Source organism: Pantoea sp. V106_11 (genome assembly GCF_029967885.1).
GTDB classification, from domain to species: Bacteria; Pseudomonadota; Gammaproteobacteria; order Enterobacterales; family Enterobacteriaceae; genus Pantoea; species Pantoea ananatis.
The window spans coordinates 231,341-251,375 of the sequence record NZ_JASCAK010000029.1 but is presented as its reverse complement, the minus strand read 5'-3'; the positions used below and the strand labels follow the sequence as shown (position 1 = coordinate 251,375).

The following is a 20,035-nucleotide window of genomic DNA, read 5'->3' as shown; positions in this document are numbered from 1 at the left end:
GCAACAATCATCGTGCGGAGTATAGTGCGCATCCACGGACGCGGGGTGGAGCAGCCTGGTAGCTCGTCGGGCTCATAACCCGAAGGTCGTCGGTTCAAATCCGGCCCCCGCAACCACTTTAAACACCTGAAAGGGTGTTTTTTTGTTTCTGAAATTCGCTAAACCGCCAGTGTAGTCACCTCTCCTTCTCTCCCTCTTTTTAAGCTGTTATCGCGTTTGCCACTCAGACAGAACCCTGTTCAAGCCGCAGCTATTGCTCTTGCCGCTATATTTCTGTTTTGATGATTCATTCGGACATCACAAGGTCTGCTATGAATAACCACAATATTGCTGCACTGACCACTCAGTTTCCGCAGGTCGCGGATTTAATTGCGCTCAATGAAACCACCTGGTTTAATCCCGCCACGACCACCGTCGCAGAAGCCTTACCCCATGTTGGCCTGACGACCCAGGATGTTGAAGAGGCGCATGCACGCCTGAACCGGTTTGCACCTTTTCTGGCACAGGCCTTTCCTGAAACGGCCGCCACGGGAGGAATTATTGAGTCGGAGCTCGTAGCCATACCGGCGATGCAGGCGCGGCTACAAAGGGAATACGGACAACACATTGCGGGTACGCTGCTGTTGAAGAAAGACAGCCACCTGCCAATTTCTGGCTCAATCAAAGCGCGTGGTGGGATTTATGAAGTGCTGACCCATGCCGAGAAACTGGCACTGGATGCAGGTTTACTGACCAGGGAAGAGGATTACAGCAGGCTACTCTCGCCTTCGTTCAGGCAATTTTTTAACCGGTACAGTATTGCCGTGGGCTCAACCGGCAATCTTGGCCTGTCGATTGGCATCATCAGCGCCCGCCTCGGCTTTAAAGTTACCGTGCATATGTCGGCGGACGCCCGCGAATGGAAGAAAGCCAAACTACGCAGTCACGGCGTCACGGTAATTGAGTATCAACAGGATTATGGCGTAGCGGTAGAGCAAGGACGTAAAGCGGCAGAGTCCGACCCGGACTGTTTCTTTATCGACGATGAAAACTCCCGCACCCTGTTTTTAGGTTATGCCGTTGCCGGGCAGCGCCTGAAGGCTCAGTTTGAACAGCAGGGCCGCGTGGTTGACCGCCATCATCCGTTATTTGTGTATTTACCCTGCGGCGTGGGCGGTGGCCCCGGCGGCGTCGCCTTTGGTCTGAAGCTGGCTTTTGGTGAACACGTTCACTGCCTGTTCGCCGAACCCACCCACTCTCCCTGCATGTTGCTGGGCATCTGCACGGGTTTGCACGAGGGTATTTCGGTACAGGACATCGGCATCGACAATATCACGGCAGCCGATGGACTGGCGGTCGGACGCGCTTCCGGCTTCGTTGGCCGATCCATGCAGCGCCTGCTGGACGGGCTCTATACGCTTGACGATCAAAGCCTGTACGACATGCTGAGTTGGCTGGCGCAGGAAGAAGACCTGCGGCTGGAGCCCTCGGCCCTTGCCGGTATGGCTGGCCCCCAGCGCGTCTGCAGTGCCACAGCTTACCTGCAAATGCACGGTTTTACCGCGGCGCAGTTAGGTCAGGCGACACATCTGGTCTGGGCAACGGGCGGCGGAATGGTGCCGGAAGACGAAATGGCCCGCTATCTGGCAAAGGGGCGCTGAGCACCCGGCGGCCTCTGAACAGCAGGCCAACCTGCGCGGCCTGATCCTGAAGCCGCGTGGGATCGCTTTCCGGTCCTGGTGTCTCAGCAGGCCAGGAAAATGCGCCAGCGGCCGTTTTCCTGAGGGTTACTCAGCGATGAGCCAGTGCGACACCGCTTTTAAAATAGGCTTTGATTCCTTCCAGTATCGCCTCTGCCACCTGATGCTGATAGCGCGTGGTGCGCAACTTACGCTCTTCTTCAACATTACTGATAAAGGCCGTTTCCACCAGTATAGAGGGAATATCTGGTGCCTTAAGCACGGCAAAACCGGCCTGATCCACGGTGCGTTTGTGCAGGTGATTGATGCGCCCCATGCGGTGCAAGACTTCTTTACCAAACTTCAGGCTGTCATGGATCGTCTGGCGCTGCACCATATCAAACATGGTGTGATCCAGATAGCGATCTCCACTCATGCTGACGCCGCCAATCTGATCGGCTTCGTTCTGGGTTTGCGCCAGGAAACGCGCCGCCGCAGAGGTCGCGCCGCTGGTGGACAGCGCAAACACGGAAGAACCGCGCGCGGCCCGGCTGGTGAACGCATCGGCATGAATTGAGACAAACAGGTCGGCACGTTGCTTGCGTGCTTTAGCAACCCGCACCCGCAGAGGAATAAACACATCCTCGTTGCGGGTCATGTAAGCCTTCATGTTGTGCTCTTTTTCGATCAAGGTTTTCAGCCGACGGCCAATCTTCAGCACGATATCCTTTTCACGTGTTTTATGTTTACCGTGGGCACCGGGATCTTCACCGCCATGCCCGGGATCGATCATGATGATGATCGGGCGATCACGCCCCGCTTTACCGGGCAGAGGCGCCTGAACGGCCTCATTTTTTTCCAGATCGCCCTGATTGTAATCTTTAAGTAATGCCAGAAGCGGATCATCTTCAACGCTATCCTGGCTGGGATAGAGATCGACCACCAGTCGGTGTTTGATCGTGGACACCGGGTCAAGGCTGAAGATTTTAGGGGACACGTTGCGCTTCAGTTCCAGTACGACGCGCACGGTATTGGCATCAAACTGCCCCACTCTGGCGCTTTTAATAAAAGGATCGTCAACACGCACGTGCTGATTCACGCCCTTAAGGACTGAGTTGAGATGCAAGCCATCGATATCAATGACCAGGCGGTCAGGGTTCGTCAGGGCAAACTGCTTGTACTTAAGCGCGACGTTAGACTCCAGCGTCATACGCGAGTAAGTGGAAGAGGGCCAGATGCGGACCGCTAAAATATGGCTGGTCGCGGCCATACTCACACCGCTGACGCTGAGCAGTAACAGCGCCCCTGTACCTTTTAATAATCGTCTACGTGAAACCAGGGGATTACCTTCCGACATGCCACTCCAGCTGTTATATAGTGTTTAAAAAAACGGCAGCCAAATAAAATGGCGGCGAAAACTTTATCCAATCCTGCAGGCAATGTCACCCCGGAAACCCCAAATAATGCAGGCTGTTAGCGGCTTTGGCACCAAAAAAAACGTAAATTATCGTCAGGATTAGCGCTTGCAAAACGATGGCTAAAGGCATAAAAATACACAAAATACGAATAAACATTCACTGAGGGTTAGCCGTGAAGGAACGTAGTACCGAACTGGTTCAGGGTTTTCGCCACACCGTTCCCTATATCAATGCGCATCGGGATAAGACATTCGTCATCATGCTCGGCGGTGAAGCCATTGAGCATGAGAATTTCTCCAGTATTGTCAATGATATCGGCTTGCTGCATAGCCTCGGTATCCGTCTGGTCGTGGTGTATGGCGCGCGCCCACAGATTGATGCCAGCCTGGCGGCACATCAGTTGGAACCGGCTTACCACAAATACACCCGTGTGACCGATGCTCAGTCGCTGGAACTCGTCAAACAGGCCGCAGGCCGTCTGCAGCTGGATATCACGGCCCGGCTCTCAATGAGCCTGAACAACACACCTTTGCAGGGCGCACACATTAACGTGGTGAGCGGTAACTTCATTATTGCTCAACCGCTCGGCGTGGATGACGGGGTGGATTACTGCCACAGTGGACGCATTCGTCGTATTGATGAAGAGGCCATTCATCGTCAGTTGGATAACGATGCCATTGTGCTGCTTGGCCCGGTGGCGGTGTCGGTGACGGGTGAAAGCTTTAACCTGACGTCTGAAGAGGTTGCCACCCAGCTCGCCATTAAGCTCAAGGCCGAAAAGATGATTGGCTTCTGTTCTGAACAAGGCGTGATCGATCGTGAAGGCAATATTGTCTCGGAGCTCTTTCCTAACGATGCGCAGGCACGTATCGATGAAATGGAAAGCGACGGTGATTTTCTTTCAGGTACCGTGCGTTTTTTACGGGGCGCGGTAAAAGCCTGTCGCAGTGGCGTACGCCGCAGCCATCTCATCAGCTATCAGGAAGACGGTGCGCTGCTGCAGGAGTTGTTCTCGCGCGACGGCATCGGGACGCAGATTGTGATGGAGTCGGCCGAGCAGATCCGCCGTGCCACCATCAACGACATCGGCGGTATTCTGGAGCTGATTCGCCCGCTGGAGCAGCAAGGCATTCTGGTACGTCGCTCACGTGAGCAACTGGAAATGGAGATCGATAAATTCACCATCATCCAGCGCGATAACCTGACCATCGCCTGTGCCGCGCTTTATCCGTTTATGGATGAAAAGATTGGGGAAATGGCCTGCGTCGCAGTGCATCCGGACTATCGCAGTTCATCGCGTGGCGAGTTGCTGCTGCAGCGCGTCGCGCTACAGGCTCGGCAAATGGGGCTGGAAAAACTGTTCGTGCTGACTACGCGCAGTATTCACTGGTTTCAGGAGCGCGGTTTTACGCCGGTGGATATTGAGTCGCTGCCAGAAAGTAAGAAAGAGATGTACAACTATCAGCGCCGCTCAAAGGTGCTGATGGCGGATTTAACCTGACAGTTACCGGGCGGCAGCCATGCCGCCCTTGCTGTTACGCCTGCCCGGCCGCCCCTAACCTTTCCACCAGCCCGCTTCGCCGCTGCGTTTGCAGCTGTACGGCGCGGTCAAATATTGCACGATCGCTGTAAAGCGTCAGTTGACTGCGCGCACGCGTAATTGCGGTATAAACCAGCTCGCGGGTCAGCACCGGCAGAAACTGGGTCGGCATGACCAGCGCGGTATGGTCAAACTCCGATCCCTGCGACTTATGTACCGTCATAACCCAGGCGGTTTCATGAGACGGCAAACGGCTGGGCTGAATCGCTTTCACGCTGCCGTCTGGCAACGGAAAAAAGACTCTGAGCTGGCCTTCCTCATCGCGCAGAGTAATACCGATATCGCCGTTAAACAGCCCCAGTGCGCTGTCATTACGGGTGATCATTACCGGCCTTCCCGCATACCAGCGGCTGCCCAACGCAGGACGTCTGATGCGCTGCAGCTGCATCAGGCGTTGCTCAATGCGCTGATTCAGCCCGTGCACGCCAAAGGGCCCTTCACGCAGGGCACACAACAGCTGATAACGGCTGAATGCGTCAACGACCTGCTCTGGCGTAGCCTGATGCTGAACGGCATGCAGATAGTCGCTATAACCCCGCGCTACCTCGTCCAGCATGGCCTGATAAGCGTCGCCGTCGTTCAGCGGCTGAAAAGAAACATCCTGGTGTCCGGCGGCAAAAATCGCGCTCATCTGGCGCGCATCGCCCTGGTTCACCGCCCGTGCCAGCTGACCTATTCCAGACTTTTCATCAAAACGATAGCTCTGTCGCAGCAGGCAAATGCTGTCGCGAACGGCTGGCGCGGCCTCAACATCGTCGCCTGTGAGCGTGCAGCCGGTCAGGGCCGTCAGCTGTGCAGCCCGTGACGGGCTAAATCCTGTTTCGCTGCAGCGGCAAATATCCCCCAGCACGGCGCCCGCCTCCACCGAAGCCAGCTGATCGCGATCGCCCAGAAAGACCACGCGCGCATGCTGTGGCAAGGCAGAGATCAGTTTTGCCATCATGCTCAGGTCGACCATTGAGGCCTCATCGACCACCAGCACATCCAGATGCAACAGGTTGCCCGCGTGATAGCGCAGACGCTGCGTGTCCGGTTGTGCACCCAGCAGGCGGTGCAGCGTCGTCGCTTCCGCAGGGAACCGGGCGCGCTCTTCCTCGCTCACGGCCAGTCCCTGTAGAGCTTTACCCAGCGACTCCGTTAAACGGGCCGCGGCTTTGCCCGTGGGTGCCGCCAGCTGTATGCGCAGCGGCACCGTATTCAATCGGATTAGCGCAGCCAGCAGCTTTGCCACCGTGGTGGTTTTACCGGTTCCCGGCCCACCTGAAATCACGGCGGTTTTTCGCGTCAGCGCCACGGCTGCGGCAATCTTTTGCCAGTCGTCTGGACGGCTGCCAAACAGGCTGGTCAGTACCTCGCTGGCCCGGTGCGCATCAAATGTTCCTTCGTCGGGCTGCAACGAAAAAAAGCGCGCAACCTGCCCTTCGCTCTGCCACAAGCGATGCAGATACAAACGCTCATGGCTCAGCACCAGCGGGGTGACGGCACTGCCATCACTGATTGCTGACCAGCCCGCCAGTGCAGCATGCACATCGTCCGGCGCGCCTGCGGCCTGCCACAGTGCCTGGGCCAGCGCCGGCTGACGCCCCGCAAAGAGTCCGGCCTCGCTCAGATTAGCCAGCGGCAGACAGACGTGACCTTCTCCGGCATCGGCACTGACGCAGGCCGCTGCCAGCAGCAGAAAAGGCTGGGCGTCATCCGCAATCAAGCGGGCAAACTGTATATCCAGAGGACGCAGTAAACGCTTTTCGACTGCCTGGAGCAGTAAGGCGTTTATATCACTCATAACATTTCCTCTGTATTGCCAAACAGCCTGTCCATTTCATCAATAAACGCCGGGTCGGGCCGGGTGGTGAAAATGCCGTTGTCGGCCGGGCTGCCATCGACGCCACGCAGAAACAGGTAAAAGACGCCGCCGAAATGCTGTTGGTAGTCATAGCCTGCCAGACGGTGCTGGAGATAACGGTGCAGCGCCAGGGTATACAGCTGGTATTGCAGATCGTAGCGGTGGTCGATCATCGCCTGCTCCATCGCCTCGGGCGTGTATGCGGCATGACTTTCCCCCAGCCAGTTCGATTTATAATCCAGCAGATAGTATTTTCCCTGCCAGCGGAACACCAAATCAATGAACCCTTTCAACATGCCTTTCACCTGGCGGAAATCCAGTGCCGGACCGCGCTGCGACAGAGGATCGTACCGGCGTACCAGCGCATCCAGATCGGTCGCGGTCAGCAGGTTATTGATCGGGAGATAAAATTCCATTTCAATCAGCCGGTCGCGGCTGTTAATACTGGCCAGCGTTACGCCTTCCTTGTTAAGCGGCGTTGTCAGGACGCGCGCAATCCACTGCTGAATGACCGGGAGCCAACTGAGTGAATACCCGTTTTGCTGGAGCTGATCTTCCAGCCACAGCGCCTCTGGCGGTTCGGTGAAATCGATTGATTCAAACAATCCGTGGAGGAACGTCCCGGGTGCCGCACCGCGCGGAAAATGGTGCGGCGTCAACAGGGTATCCTCTTCGTCTGCCGTTTCGCCTGCGGCGTCGATATCAAATTTAGGCAAGGCGTCCAGCAGCGGTGAGCTACCGTGCTGCTGCAAACCCGAATAACTGGTGACGCGCCAGCTGTCGGCCAGCGCTCGCGTCATTTCCCGACTGCTCAGCGCATCGTTGCTGCCCAGGCCTTCATGCCAGATCGCCCCGGGCTGGAGCGCGCTGCTGATAACCTCAATTCCCGCGCCCTCAAGCGCCTGCAGATGCTGACTGAGCTGCGTGGCATCGGCGATTTCGCCGCGCTGCACCAGATAACCGAGCGCGCTTTTGTGCAAGTCGCTTTCACCCGCTTTTTTACGCGCGCCCTTAATCAGCGGTGCAATGCCTACGCTGCAGTGGTGAACCGAACGGGTCAGTGCCACGTAGAGCAGGCGTAAATCCTCTGCCAGGCGCTCCTCTTCTGCCAGCGTCAGGCTGTACTCATCCCCCTGCACGTCCAGCATCGCAGCAAAGCTTTCACGATCGTGATACAGCGCACTGGCGGCCTCGCGGAATCCGGCGGCAAAGGGCAGCCAGACCAGGGGATACTGCAATCCTTTCGACTTATGAATGGTGACGATTTGCACCAGATGACGATCGCTTTCAAGACGCAGTTGCTGACTGGCGGCCTGGCTATCGGGACGGGCAATTTGCTGCGCCAGAAAACGCACCAGCGCATGGGTGCTGTCGAGCTGAACCGCCGCTTCCTGCAGGAGTTCACCCAGGTGCATCAGATCGGTTAAGCGCCGTTCGCCATTGTCTGATGCCAGCATATTTTCGGCCAGTTGCCGCGTGATCATCACGTCGCGCAGCATGGGTAAAACGCCGCGCTGATGCCAGATTTGCTGCCAGCTGACAAACTGCTCCACCAGCGCATCCCAGTGGCGTTCGTTCTGCGCCAGCGCGTCCAGTTCGGCGGCATCAATAGCAAAGATGGACGTCGCCAGCGCGCTGCGCAGCAATCGCTCCTGTTCAGGTGACTGAACCGCCTGCAGGAGCCATAACAGTTCACGCGCTTCCGGCGTGGTGTAAACGCTGTCGCGGCTGGAAAGATAAACGGAGGGAATCGACAGGCTGTTTAGCGCATCGCGGATCAGGCTGGCCTCGTTACGGCTGCGCACCAGCACGGTAATGTCCGATGCCTTAACCGGCTGCAGGGCATCGCCTTTACCAATCAGCGCCTGCCCCTGCTGTCCGGCTACCAGCCAGCGGCTGATATCCGCGGCACACTGCTGCGCCATAAATTGTTGGTAATCACTTACTCCCACACCTTCACCCGGCTGAAGCCAGAAGCGCAGCGCGGGCTGCGGTTGCTGCTGATAAATCAGCTTCAGGGCCTGATTAGGCGCAGCCGGACTGACCGGGAGAAAAGGAATGGAAGAGAACAGAAACGGCGAATCAACCTGTGAAAACAGCCGGTTAACGCTGTCCACCATGTCAGGCGAGGAGCGCCAGTTAGTATCTAATGTGTAGTGAGCACTAACTTCACTACGGGCGCGCAGATAGGTAAAGATATCCGCACCACGGAAGGCATAAATCGCCTGTTTGGGATCGCCAATAAGCAGCAGGGCTAACTCTGGCTGATGGAGATACAGCGTACGAAAGATACGATACTGCTGCGGATCGGTATCCTGGAATTCATCAATCAGCGCGACCGGGAAGCGCCCGCGAATCGTTTCCGCCAGCAGTGCCCCGCCCGGCTGTTGAAGCGCCTCATCCAGACGGCTCAACAGGTCATCAAAGCCCAGTAGTGCGCGCTGACGCTTTTCGCGCTGGACCGCCTCGCGGACCTCGGTCAGGGCCTGCCAGATAATGACGTCTCGCAACGTCAGCGGTTCGGCCAGAAAGCGATCTACCGCATCAAACAATGCATGTTGCGGTGCCTCGCCCTTTTTGGTCTTCTCGTGCAGCACCTGCTGCCCAAAGCGCTCCAGCTCTTTGGGCAACTGGTAATCAAGCGTGTCATCGAGTGCCCACTGGGTGACTTTAGCCACCCAGTTAGGTAAGTGCTTACTGCTATAACTGCGCTTATCAACACCAGACGCGCTAATGAGCCCTTCCACATCGGCGCTGGCAGCCTGCCACTGCTGCTTAAGGGCGTTAATTCGCTCAAGATTGGCCGCATGGCGGGAGGCCAGCGTTTCCTCTGGGCGAGGTGGGCGCCTGAGCGTCGGTGACTCCCCCTGCAGCCAGGGCCGCAGCGTGGTCAGTAAACTGTCCGGCCCGCTCCACTCCGCCGCAATGACTCTGGCCACATCCAGCGACAGGGGATAACACTGGCGACGCCAGAAATCGGCCGTGGCCTGTCGGAGCAGCGTTTGTTCGTTTTCAATCAGCTCCTGCTCGAACAGCATGCCCGATTCAAAAGCGTTCAGGTTAAGCATGCGCTGACAAAAGCCGTGGATGGTAAAAATTGCCGCCTCATCCATTTGTCGCTCGGCCGCCAGCAGTTGTGACGCGGCCTGGGGCAGGTCTGGGATCTGCTCCATCAGCTGTTGGTGCATGGGGTTATGGCTTTTACCACGCACGCAGGCCAGACGTAGCTGATGGATATTGTCACGGATACGACCGCGCAGTTCAGCCGTAGCGGCTTCGGTAAAGGTCACCACCAGAATCTCTTCGACGGACAGCGGCCTGCGCCAGGCGTTCTCACCGCCCAGCCCTAATAGCAGACGTAAATAGAGCAGGCCGATCGTAAAGGTTTTACCGGTCCCCGCTGACGCCTCAATTAACCGTTCACCGTTCAGCGGCAGCGTTAACGGGTTAAGCGACTCGGGTCTTGACTGCATCATTGGGTTTCACTCTTTACCGGCAGCGACTGCTGCAGTTTGGCGATTTCCTGCCAGGTTCTCCAGCCAGGCAGCGGGGCAAATTCGATTTTACGCTCGCCGCTTCCGGCGATCTGCGACGTCATGGCCATGCCTTTTTTCTGCATCACGGCCTGATGAAAGAAATCGGCCAGGCCGGCAGGCGTAAGCAGCTGGACCTGCTCCATCAGCTTTTGCCGGGTATCGAAATCGTTGTTCTGGCGATCGAAATCGCGGCTGAAACGATCGGCTTCTTCGTTCAGCGTTTGTGGACGCTGTCTGAGATCGTTGAGCATCGCCTGCTGATACTGCGTAAAATCGGCCTGGCTCATCGTACGCAGACGCTGCTCAGCCTGGGGATAAAATGCCTGATAGCGCTGCATCAGATAGGCGGGCTGCTTGCTGTTACTCTGCAACAGAAAACCAATTCCCCACTGACGTCCCACCGGCATCCGGAAGGCAAAGACGGCATAGCCCAGTTGCTCTTCCGTCCGTAGCTGATTGTAAAACCATGGCTGCACGATCTGGCTGAGCATCGCGCTGTTGGCCATGCTCTGGTATTCGTCATAGCCTAAAGGAATATAGAGCGCGGCCAGCGCAGAGTCGGTACTGCTGCCGTGCTGCTCCAGATTCGCCTTTAACGGCTTTTCAACGCTGAGGTAGTTGCTGTGCCAGTAGTGAGTCCCTTTGCACTGCATCTGCTGTTTCAGATCGCGCCCCAACTGCGTGACGCTGTCGGCGCTCAGGTTGCCAACCGCCATCATCTCCGGCGTGGCATTTTTTATTAACGCATCGCGGTAAGCCACCACCTCATCCAGCGTAATGCCGCTCACCAGTTTGCGGCGGGTTTCTCGCTGAGTATAAGGCAGTTGCGACAGGAGCTGCATTGGCTGAATAGCCTGCTCAAAGGCTTTGCCTTTTTCGGCCGCGTCCAGTCGCTCCAGGTACCAGGATTTAGCCTGCTCCAGCTGCGACTCACTGGGCTGGAAGGTGCGGTAACGATCCACCAGCTGTTTAAGCAAGGCGGGCAGACGCTGCGTAAAGCCACTGGCGTTAAAGACCAGACCATCGTTCTCACTGGTCGAAAAGCTGATACCGCCAATGGAGGCCTGTGAGCTCAACTCATCCAGCGCCAGGCTGGCCAGATAGTCATTCAGACCAAACAGCACCTGCTGGCGCGCATCGCTGATGGCCTGCTGGTTTCGCAACGCCACGGTAATGCTGGCTTTGGGCTCATTCGCATAGAACTGGCTTGGCATCCAGTAAATACGCATCCCGAAATCGTTATCTAGCTTTACCGGATGGCGATAGGCCTTCTCTGCGGCAGAAACCAGCGTAAAATCATCGGGAATATAGGGATTCAGCACCGGCATCGCGAGCTGAATCCCGCGCCCGCGCTGCTGCCACTGCGCAAAAGTCTGAGCGCTAATTTTATCTACCTGATAGGGCGCATTGACGAAATAGGCCAGCCTGTTGTGCGGCTCCTGCGGGCTGATATACCAGATGCGCGCCTTCTGCGGCGTCATCTCTTCCAGACGGGCCTGAATCGCCCCGGCATCGTAGCGGTCGGCAAGATAAGGGGCATCCAGCGTATGCTCTACCGGTACCCGCAGCATCGTATCGGCCAGCCACTCGATGTAGTCCATGTTGCGGGTAATGGAGGGATAAAGGAAATCCAGCGCCAGAACATGTGAAACTTCGTCGAAGTAGCGACGATCGATGCCTTTTTCGCGCAGCATGGCAATGTAGCTAAAGACGGCCGCCACGACGTCGTCGCGTTGGGCGAGGCCTTTATCGGTGAGTGAGACGCTGATCGTAAAGATGCCGCTGTTGCGCTCGGTAACCGGATCGGCTCCGGCGCTGACGCCATCGGCCAGCCCCTGTTTTTGCAGCCAGTCAGCCAGCGTATTGGGGCTACGGTTGCCAATTAAATAGCCGATGAGCGTGTCCGTTTTACTACGGAAGCGATCGCTGTTATTCGGAATGCGGAACTCAATTTTGAGCTGTTTACGGGGTTGTGCAGGCACATAATGAATAAGAATACCCTGCTGCGCCTCGGTGACAACAGGCTCATTAATCATCGGAACGCTGGCATTGTGGTTAGCCACCCGACCAAAGGTGTCTGCCGCAATGGCGGCCATCTGCGCCAGGGACTGGTTGCTGTAGATAACGGCCTTCATCAGGTTGGCAGAATAGTGGCTGTGGTAAAAGTCCAGCAGCGCCTGATGCAGGTTACTGCCGGGTTTATCTCGCAGGGTTTCAAGATTGCCCCCATAGAAGTGCGCAGCCGGATGGGCCGGATTGATCGTCTCGGCCCCCACTTGGCCCATGCGCAAAGCGTCGCGGGCGCGCGCCATTGTCAGCTCAGCATTGACCGCATGACGTTCCCGATCGGCATTGACCGGATCCAGTAACGGTGCCGCAATGGCGTCGGCCAGGCGATCGACGGCAGGCGCAAGGGCATCGTTTTCCACTTCAAGGTAAAAAGCGGTGCGGTAGGACGCCGTGCTGGCATTGTGGCTGCCACCATGCTTTTTGAGGAAGTCCGCCAGGCTGTCAGGTTCCGGATAACGCGTTGAGCCCATCAGCACCATGTGCTCAAGATAATGTGCCAGGCCAGCCTGTTGCGCAGGATCGTCCAGTGAACCAATCGGCAGGGTTAAAGCCGCCAGCGATTTAGGAGCATCCTTGTCTGACACCAGCAGCACGGTCATGCCATTATCCAGCGTAATAGCCTGATACTGACGCGGATCCTGTTCGCTTTTACCGATGGTACTGTTAACGGGCTGCCAGCCCTGGCCCGTTTCGGCCTGAACCGTAAACGCCACCAGGCTGAACAGAATGGCCAGGATCAAGCGTGCATGTGTGCGCATGTAAACCTCTTACGTTACCCAAAAGCCGCCTTGCCAGCGCATTGGCGGCTGAAAATACAACAAACGTTCGTTGGTGTTCTCATCACCTGCAAAGGTGTGACTTACCGATCGTCCTGATGGGCCTGCAGCACCGGTGAGTACCAGCACGCCGCCGCCTCGGTTATGCGCTGTAGCTGGGATTCGTCCAGTACTCTGTACAGCCGCTGCAAATAGGGATCGCTTCCCTCGCCCTCCTGCTGATACCCCCCCACCCAGGCCGCCAGCAAATTGTTGCGGGCTTTGAGCTGCGTGGCCTCATCACTGAGGAACTGATGGCTTTTCTTATCAAAACAGGTGCTGATCCAGGCGCCCCCGCTTTTAGTCAGGAGCATCAAGGGTTCGCGCATTCCTTGCAGATAACCTTGCATGTAGCGCGCTAACTGGGCCGTGGCGTCATCCGGCGCAACGGCGTGGAAGCACCAGTAGCTCTGCTGGCGGCCAAACATGCGGCTTCTGCCGTTACCGCCCAGTGCACAATAAACTAAATGTTCGAGCCACAGTAATAAACCATCATTGATATTCAGCACGCCTGGCCGCCAGCGCAGTAGCCCGTCACTCTGCACCTGAGTCAGCCAGCCGGACAGGCTGACGCCGTCCAGATCCAGATTGATTTCCCAGCTTTCCCCTTCGCTACGTTGAGAGGTGACGTCTGCCGCCACCTCCTGCATCTCTTCACGCTGAGCCTGCCAGAACAGTTCACCAAACGCGCCATAAGGTAAGTTTCCGGCAGCGCGGTGATGGGCATAAAGACGATCGGTGTCCTCGCCTGTTACCAGTGCATTCAGCAGTTGGGCATTAATCTGGTAACGCTCCAGGCTATCCAGCGCAAAGGGTTCGCTGTCGGGGAGTTCATTTTCTTCAAGCCAGAAACTCACGCCCAAGCGTTGCTGAAACCAGGCCCGCACGGGATGACGCCAGAATCGCAGGAACTGTTCAAGGGCTAATGTCTCTACGGGCGGCGTGAGCAGGGGCTGAACGAAATCGGGCTGGGGCTGACCCGTACCCCGCGCGGCGGGAAGCCATTCGCGGGCAAAACTGTGGGCTGCCGACGCGGGCTGAAAGTTCTCGGGCGCGAACGGCATCCGGCTGTGTAAGTGTTCCAGATGCGACCTGACCCGGCGCGCGCTCTCGTCCAGATCCTGGTCTTCATCGCCTGGCAGATAAAAACTTTGCCCAATATATTCCAGTAATTCTGTGACCAGCACGGACGGATAACGTTCGGTATTGTCCTGTATCGCGCGTCCGATATAGCTGATATAGAGCTGTTGCTGCGCGGAGATCAGGGCCTCCAGAAACAGGTAACGGTCGTCATCACGGCGGCTACGGTCCCCTTTACGCGACTGCTGTTGCATCAGGTCAAATCCCAGCGGCGCCAGGGTACGCGGATAAACGCCATCGTTCATCCCCAGTAAACACACGACGCTAAACGGGATGGAACGCATTGGCATCAGGGTACAAAAGTTGATTTGTCCGGCGAGAAAACGCTGACTGATACGCTGCTGGTCCAGTCGGCCGCGCAGATCGTCGCGCAGCAACACCACCGGAATGGGCTCATCGAAGCGTGCGTCCATGCCGTATTCAATCAACGCCTTCCACTGCTCTTCCACCAGCAGCAGTGCAGCTTCAGTTTCGGGATCGGCCGTAAAGAATGCATTGAGCAGCTCGCGGCACAAAGGCAGCCACGCTTCCAGCGGGCGCGGTTCGGACAGCACCTGACGCCAGTGGTTGAGCCGCGACAGCAGCTCAGCCAGATGACCTGCCAGTTCGGCCACCAGTCCACTTGACTCATCGTAGGGCAGGATGCCCTGCCAGTCGCCATGCTGGCTTTCCATCGCATAGCCAAGCAGCATGCGTTGCAGCCCAAAGCGCCAGGTATGCTGACCGGTAACCGGCAGGGCCAGTGCCTCAACGCTGGCATCATCCAGCCCCCAGCGTACGCCCGATTCGCTCACCCAGCGCCGCAGTAAACGCAGCCCGCTTTCGTCAATCGAGAAGTGGTTCGCTAAGGCGGGCACGTCCAGCAGCGCCAGCACATCTTCGGAGACGAAACGGCTGTCGGGCAGCGCCAGTAAATGCAGAAAAGCCACAATCGCTGGATGCGCCTGACTGGCACGGCGGTCAGAGATGGCAAACGGCAGATAACGTTCGGCCGGAGCATTAGCAAACACGGCCTGAATAAAGGGCGCATAGGCGTCAATGTCGGCGACCATGACAATGATATCGCGTGCTTTTAGCCCGGGATCCGCCTCCATCCGCGCCAGTAAATGATCCTGCAACACTTCCACTTCGCGTTGGGCACTGTGACAAACCTGTATGGCGATGGATCGATCCGCTGGATCCAGACAACGCTTTTGCCCACTGTAGGCCAGTTCGTCGGCCGTTAGACCGATCACGGCCTTGTCCTGCAGATTGAGAAGATCGTGCTGCATGCTGTGCAGCAGGTTGTCTTCCTCTACATCGACAAAGGCGTCAATTTCGCTGTTAAGATCCATCTGGCTGAGCAGGTAAAGGTTATCGCGCCCCAGCTTGCCCCAGGAGGCCAGGAGCGGGTTCGTGAGCTGCTGCTCGCCTTCGTCACTGAACAGCGCAGGCGCACGCGCCACATCGCTAAACAATCCACGATACTCCTCCCGATCGTGGCGGCGACGCTGACGGCTTTGTAACTTCGCCAGAAAAGCATAATCCTGAATGTCGCCCCAGTAGTCGCGGCAGGGATTCGTGAACAGCAGATAGATATCGATATGTCGCCCCAGCGCCTGTAACGCCTGAAGATAGACCGGCGGAAGCGCTGATATGCCGCAAATAAAAACCCGTTCGGGCAGGTTGGCTGGTGGGGTCTGCGTCTGCTCCAGCGTATGGATAAAGCGCGCATAGAGGTTGGCACGGTGCCATTTAGGCTGGCCCAGTTCCTCGGTGTAATTCACTAAGTCACGCCATAGCGCCGCCTGCCAAATCTGGGCATCGCCCAGGCCGTCGATGTGCTGACCCCGCTCCCAACTGTTCAGCCAGTCGGCGCGATAAACCAGATACTGGTCAAACAGGTCAGCGACGCGGGCACTGAGCTGAAACAGTTTGCGCTTGTCACCATCATCGCTCAGGTAATGGCGCAGTGAGGCAAACTCATCCTGTAGCAGCAGCGAGGGTAAACGGTGCATCAGCTTCCAGCTCATGCTGGCTTTGCTAAAAGCGCTTTCGACCGGAATGTCCGGCAGTACGCGAACAAACATTTCCCAGATAAAACTGGCCGGTAGCGGAAATTCAATATTCGCCGCAATGCCAAAGGTGTGCGCCAGCTCCATCTGTAACCATTGCGCCATGCCCGGACTTTGTACCAGCACCATTTCTGAGGCAAAAGGATCGTCAAGCGGATCCAGTTTAATCACTCTGGCTGCCAGGCTTTTGAGCAGATCAAGCTGATTAGAGTGATAAACGTGAAACATGAAAACTCCTGTGGAAAATCAAAACGGCATAGCGACCTCAGAGGATACTCACTCTACCGCGTATCGCATTTCAAGCCTACCAAAAGGCGGGTAAGCATAATGCCCTAACCGCTTAACAGGTTAAACGCATCAGGCTGGCGTGACGTTGATGCGGCCCGCTCACCTCGGCTTTTTCCAGCGCACAGCCTCCCGGACCTTGTGTTTTCTCGAAACGGGATTGCCAGCCTGGCACCTCGTGGCCAAGCAGTCGCTGCTCTGCAACGCGCCAGGCTTCTCGTTGCTGCCACTGCTGACTGAAACCCAGCGTCAACACGCGGTGATACTGAAGCAGAGCGCTGGTGCTCACAGCCATCAGTAGCAGGGCAAACAGGGCTTCCGGCAGGCTGAACCCACGCGCGTCAGAAACATTGCTCTGACGCGGCCAGCGGGCAGTAGTCAATCCAGCCCTGCGGCAAAGGATGAATGGTGCTGCCCTGCACCCGTACCCAGCGCCACAGGGCCATCTCGCCAGTGCGGTCTTCACCTTTAAGTAATCCTTTGTCATCTGCGGTTCTTTGCAGACAGCTCTGCCAGCCATACCGGTTCTCCTGTTGGCAGAATAACGGCGGCTGCTCGGTCCACTGTAAGGTCAGCCCCCACTGCAGCGCCGACTGCGCCTGCCAGAATCCCTGAATGAAACGCTGCTCATCGGCAACCCCGCGCATCCCCTGCGTCAGCATGTCGCGGCTGGCGTGCAGCGTTATGCCGCCTGTCAGCATGATGATTAACACCATCCCCAGCGCGCTGTTGCCCTGCGCCTTCACAAATTCATGCCCTCCACCCAGCGCACCACTGTTTCCTCCTGCTGACCCGTTCGCCCCTGCAGCATTATCCTGACCCGCTGGCCTTCCCGCTGCAGTTCAAGGGCTTCCACAGAGAGAAACGCGGGGTCGGACAAGCGCTCCCAGCCACTGCCATTGCAGTTATCCACACCGCGCTGCATCTCCAGCTGCTTTTGCCGCAGCCGGTAGCCGTAATAGTCGCTTTCACCATGACTGATATCTTCCCAGCGACCGTTGCTGTTCTCATCAAAGCGGATAAGCAGGCAGCTCCCGGTTATTGTTAATCCTTCACGGCCACATTCTCCCTGGCAATAGCCTGCCCGTCGCACGGCTTTTTCCAGTGTAGACAACATCTGCTGCAGCTCCGTTTGCAATTGCACCCGCTGTTGCAGACGGAGATTTTCCCCCAACAGCAGCGGCATAAAGCGCCCTGCGCCCACCATCAGTACCGCACTGATGGCCATCGCAATCAGCATTTCCAGCAGGCTAAATCCGGCCACTTTCATTCGCAGCCTGCTTCCTCTGAGGAGCACAGGCGAATCCGCGCCCGTGACGAGATGATCAGCCGGATTCGTCCCGCTGGATTGACCAGCTCAATGCTGCCCGCTCTGGCCACGTTGCGCCGTCCGTAAAAGCCTGGCTCACCGCGTAGCGGCTGCAAGGTCACGCCCGTGTGCGGCGCAATAAAATGCAGGCGTCGGGCGGGATCACAGCCGTTTACCGGCGCATCGCCAACACCTAAGCACCAGGGCTGCATGGTTCGCGCCCATAACACAAAGTCGCGGTTTTGCCAGTTGGCCTGCGCCCGTACGCTGAGCAAAAAAAATTGCAGCTGGCGAGCGCTGTCACGCAGTTGCTGACGCTGCTGCCAGCGCTGCCAGCCCTGCGTGGCAAACGCGCTGAGAATGCCGACAATCACCATGACAAACAGTAGCTCTGCCAGCGTAAACCCTTTTGATGTTGGTCTTTTCATGGCAACAGCGTGCGATCTGGCGGGCGGGATGGCAATGTGTAAAAGCGGGAACGGGAAGCGGCGCTGCAGACTATTTCAGCTGCATGCCGTGTTTGAAGCATCGTTTGAGATCATCGCCGCAAAGCGCCGGGCGGAAAGATAAAAAAAGCCCCGGTATGCAAAGTCATACCGAGGCTTAGTATCAGGAAACCGTCAGACGGCAACCGGGGCTTTAATCGCCGGATGCGGATCGTAACCTTCAATCTCGAAATCGTCGAAGCGATAATCGAACAACGAAGCAGGTTTGCGCTTGATGACAAGCGTCGGCAGCGGTCGCGGCTCACGTGTCAACTGCAGACGGGCCTGCTCCAGATGGTTGCTGTAAAGGTGCGTATCGCCCCCGGTCCAGACAAAATCACCCACGTCCAGATCGCACTGCTGTGCCACCATATGCACCAGCAACGCATAGCTGGCGATATTAAACGGCAGCCCCAGGAAGATATCGCAAGAGCGCTGATAAAGCTGACAGGAGAGTTTACCGTCCGCAACATAGAACTGGAAAAACGCATGGCACGGCGCCAGCGCCATTTCATCCAGCTCGCCGACGTTCCAGGCTGACACAATAATGCGGCGGGAATCCGGATCGCGTTTCAGTTGTTCAATCACCTTGGTGATTTGATCAATTTCCTGACCGCTTGCCGTGCCCCAACTGCGCCACTGCTTGCCGTAGACTGGCCCAAGATTACCCTGCTCGTCCGCCCACTCATCCCAGATTGAGACGTTGTTTTCTTTCAGGTAACCGATATTGGTATCGCCTTGCAGAAACCACAGCAGTTCATGAATGATGGAGCGCAGGTGGCACTTTTTTGTGGTGACCAGCGGAAAACCATCCTGCAGATTAAAACGCATCTGGTGACCAAAAATTGAAAGCGTGCCTGTACCGGTACGGTCAGATTTTGGTGTGCCTTCGTTCAGCACGTAGCGCATTAAGTCCAGATACTGTTTCATTTTTCCTCGTGAAGTTGTTGCTGCGGGCGACGGCGGTACGCCCAAATCATCATAATCACACCGGCAATAATCATTGGGATCGACAGGAGTTGCCCCATGCTCAGTCCACCGGTGAGCAAACCAAGCTGTGCGTCTGGCTGACGGAAGAATTCAACAATAATGCGGAATGTGCCGTAGCCAATCAGGAACAGGCCAGAGACGCTGCCCATCGGGCGAGGTTTACGAATAAACAGGTTCAGGATAATGAACAGCACGATGCCTTCAAGAAACAGCTCGTACAGCTGTGAAGGATGACGCGGCAGCACGCCATAGGTGTTCAGTAAGGCCTGATATTGTGGGTTGTTGGCCGCCAGCGCGATATCTTCGCTGCGCGAGCCGGGGAACAGCATGGCGAAACGGAAATTGGGATCGACACGGCCCCAGAGTTCACCATTGATAAAATTACCCAGGCGACCAGCGCCCAGGCCAAACGGAATAAGCGGCGCAATAAAATCAGAGACCTGAAAGAAATTACGTTTGGTGCGACGCGCAAATATCAGCATCACCAGGATCACGCCAATCAGCCCGCCGTGGAATGACATACCGCCATCCCAGACTTTGAACAGGTAAAGCGGATTATCGAGAAACAGCGGCAGGTTATAAAACAGCACATAACCAATACGACCACCCAGGAAAACGCCCAGGAAGCCCGCGTAAAGCAGGTTCTCTACTTCCTCTTTTTTCCAGCCGCTGCCTGGCTTGTTGGCCCGACGCACCGCCAGCCACATGGCGAAAACAAAACCCACCAGATACATCAATCCGTACCAGTGAAGCGAAAGCGGTCCGATCGAGAAGATTACCGGATCGAACTGCGGAAATGCGATATAGCCGTTATTCATCATTCACCGTTTAT

At 56.8% G+C, this 20,035-nt stretch carries 13 protein-coding genes and 1 tRNA gene; 3 read left to right on the top strand and 11 right to left on the bottom strand.

Annotated elements, in window-relative coordinates; translation table 11 throughout:
- Positions 1-39: 39 nt before the first annotated feature.
- Both QLG08_RS13445 and dsdA read left to right on the top strand, forming a co-directional pair.
- A tRNA-Met gene (locus tag QLG08_RS13445) sits at positions 40-116 on the top strand.
- Positions 117-311: 195 nt separating this feature from the next.
- Positions 312-1,640: a D-serine ammonia-lyase gene (gene dsdA / locus QLG08_RS13440; RefSeq protein ID WP_282472975.1), complete on the top strand. Its 1,329-nt coding sequence runs from the start codon at positions 312-314 to the stop codon at positions 1,638-1,640.
- A gap of 130 nt (positions 1,641-1,770) precedes the next feature.
- On the opposite strand, the gene amiC is transcribed toward dsdA, so the two are convergent.
- A complete protein-coding gene (gene amiC, locus QLG08_RS13435; RefSeq protein WP_013026975.1) occupies positions 1,771-3,015 on the bottom strand; it encodes an N-acetylmuramoyl-L-alanine amidase AmiC in 1,245 nt (414 codons plus the stop codon).
- 233 nt (positions 3,016-3,248) lie between these two features.
- On the opposite strand from amiC, the gene argA reads away from it, so the two are divergent.
- Positions 3,249-4,577 carry an amino-acid N-acetyltransferase gene (gene argA / locus QLG08_RS13430; protein WP_013026976.1) on the top strand — a complete coding sequence of 443 codons (1,329 nt, stop codon included), beginning with the start codon at positions 3,249-3,251 and terminating at the stop codon, positions 4,575-4,577.
- Between the two features lie 34 nt (positions 4,578-4,611).
- Here the strand turns inward: argA and recD are convergent, their stop codons facing one another.
- The 10 genes from recD to lgt all read right to left on the bottom strand — a co-directional run bounded on the left by recD (position 4,612) and on the right by lgt (position 20,021).
- The gene (gene recD / locus QLG08_RS13425) at positions 4,612-6,459 is read right to left on the bottom strand and encodes an exodeoxyribonuclease V subunit alpha (RefSeq protein ID WP_282472974.1); all 1,848 of its coding nucleotides are present in this window, start codon (positions 6,457-6,459) and stop codon (positions 4,612-4,614) included.
- Positions 6,456-9,995 carry an exodeoxyribonuclease V subunit beta gene (gene recB / locus QLG08_RS13420; RefSeq protein ID WP_282472973.1) on the bottom strand — a complete coding sequence of 1,180 codons (3,540 nt, stop codon included), beginning with the start codon at positions 9,993-9,995 and terminating at the stop codon, positions 6,456-6,458. Before recB ends, recD begins: the two co-directional genes overlap by 4 nt.
- Complete coding sequence (gene ptrA, locus QLG08_RS13415; protein ID WP_072138269.1) at positions 9,992-12,883, bottom strand: pitrilysin; 2,892 nt, start codon at positions 12,881-12,883, stop codon at positions 9,992-9,994. The genes recB and ptrA overlap by 4 nt, the downstream gene beginning before the upstream one ends.
- Positions 12,884-12,984: 101 nt before the next feature.
- Positions 12,985-16,362, bottom strand: a complete 3,378-nt coding sequence (gene recC / locus QLG08_RS13410) for an exodeoxyribonuclease V subunit gamma (RefSeq protein ID WP_282472972.1) — start codon at positions 16,360-16,362, stop codon at positions 12,985-12,987.
- A gap of 112 nt (positions 16,363-16,474) precedes the next feature.
- The gene (locus QLG08_RS13405; RefSeq protein WP_230957768.1) at positions 16,475-16,801 is read right to left on the bottom strand and encodes a prepilin-type N-terminal cleavage/methylation domain-containing protein; all 327 of its coding nucleotides are present in this window, start codon (positions 16,799-16,801) and stop codon (positions 16,475-16,477) included.
- A complete protein-coding gene (locus QLG08_RS13400; RefSeq protein WP_072138270.1) occupies positions 16,761-17,165 on the bottom strand; it encodes a DUF2509 family protein in 405 nt (134 codons plus the stop codon). The genes QLG08_RS13405 and QLG08_RS13400 overlap by 41 nt, the downstream gene beginning before the upstream one ends.
- Complete coding sequence (locus QLG08_RS13395; protein WP_029569105.1) at positions 17,162-17,689, bottom strand: prepilin peptidase-dependent protein; 528 nt, start codon at positions 17,687-17,689, stop codon at positions 17,162-17,164. Before QLG08_RS13395 ends, QLG08_RS13400 begins: the two co-directional genes overlap by 4 nt.
- Positions 17,686-18,156, bottom strand: coding sequence for a prepilin peptidase-dependent protein (locus tag QLG08_RS13390; protein ID WP_013026984.1), 471 nt, complete (start codon positions 18,154-18,156; stop codon positions 17,686-17,688). Before QLG08_RS13390 ends, QLG08_RS13395 begins: the two co-directional genes overlap by 4 nt.
- A 192-nt stretch (positions 18,157-18,348) precedes the next feature.
- Positions 18,349-19,143, bottom strand: coding sequence for a thymidylate synthase (gene thyA / locus QLG08_RS13385; RefSeq protein WP_014594480.1), 795 nt, complete (start codon positions 19,141-19,143; stop codon positions 18,349-18,351).
- Entirely contained in the window at positions 19,140-20,021 is an 882-nt protein-coding gene (gene lgt / locus QLG08_RS13380; RefSeq protein WP_024471441.1) for a prolipoprotein diacylglyceryl transferase, read from the bottom strand. Before lgt ends, thyA begins: the two co-directional genes overlap by 4 nt.
- Positions 20,022-20,035 lie beyond the last annotated feature (14 nt).

Excerpts from the sequence above, each read along its gene's own strand:
- QLG08_RS13390 (WP_013026984.1), bottom strand. The coding sequence starts at position 18,156 with ATGAAAAGACCAACATCAAAAGGGTTTACGCTGGCAGAGCTACTGTTT.
- amiC (WP_013026975.1), bottom strand. The coding sequence starts at position 3,015 with ATGTCGGAAGGTAATCCCCTGGTTTCACGTAGACGATTATTAAAAGGT.
- QLG08_RS13395 (WP_029569105.1), bottom strand. The coding sequence starts at position 17,689 with ATGAAAGTGGCCGGATTTAGCCTGCTGGAAATGCTGATTGCGATGGCC.
- recC (WP_282472972.1), bottom strand. The coding sequence starts at position 16,362 with ATGTTTCACGTTTATCACTCTAATCAGCTTGATCTGCTCAAAAGCCTG.
- ptrA (WP_072138269.1), bottom strand. The coding sequence starts at position 12,883 with ATGCGCACACATGCACGCTTGATCCTGGCCATTCTGTTCAGCCTGGTG.
- lgt (WP_024471441.1), bottom strand. The coding sequence starts at position 20,021 with ATGAATAACGGCTATATCGCATTTCCGCAGTTCGATCCGGTAATCTTC.
- recB (WP_282472973.1), bottom strand. The coding sequence starts at position 9,995 with ATGATGCAGTCAAGACCCGAGTCGCTTAACCCGTTAACGCTGCCGCTG.
- recD (WP_282472974.1), bottom strand. The coding sequence starts at position 6,459 with ATGAGTGATATAAACGCCTTACTGCTCCAGGCAGTCGAAAAGCGTTTA.
- thyA (WP_014594480.1), bottom strand. The coding sequence starts at position 19,143 with ATGAAACAGTATCTGGACTTAATGCGCTACGTGCTGAACGAAGGCACA.
- dsdA (WP_282472975.1), top strand. The coding sequence starts at position 312 with ATGAATAACCACAATATTGCTGCACTGACCACTCAGTTTCCGCAGGTC.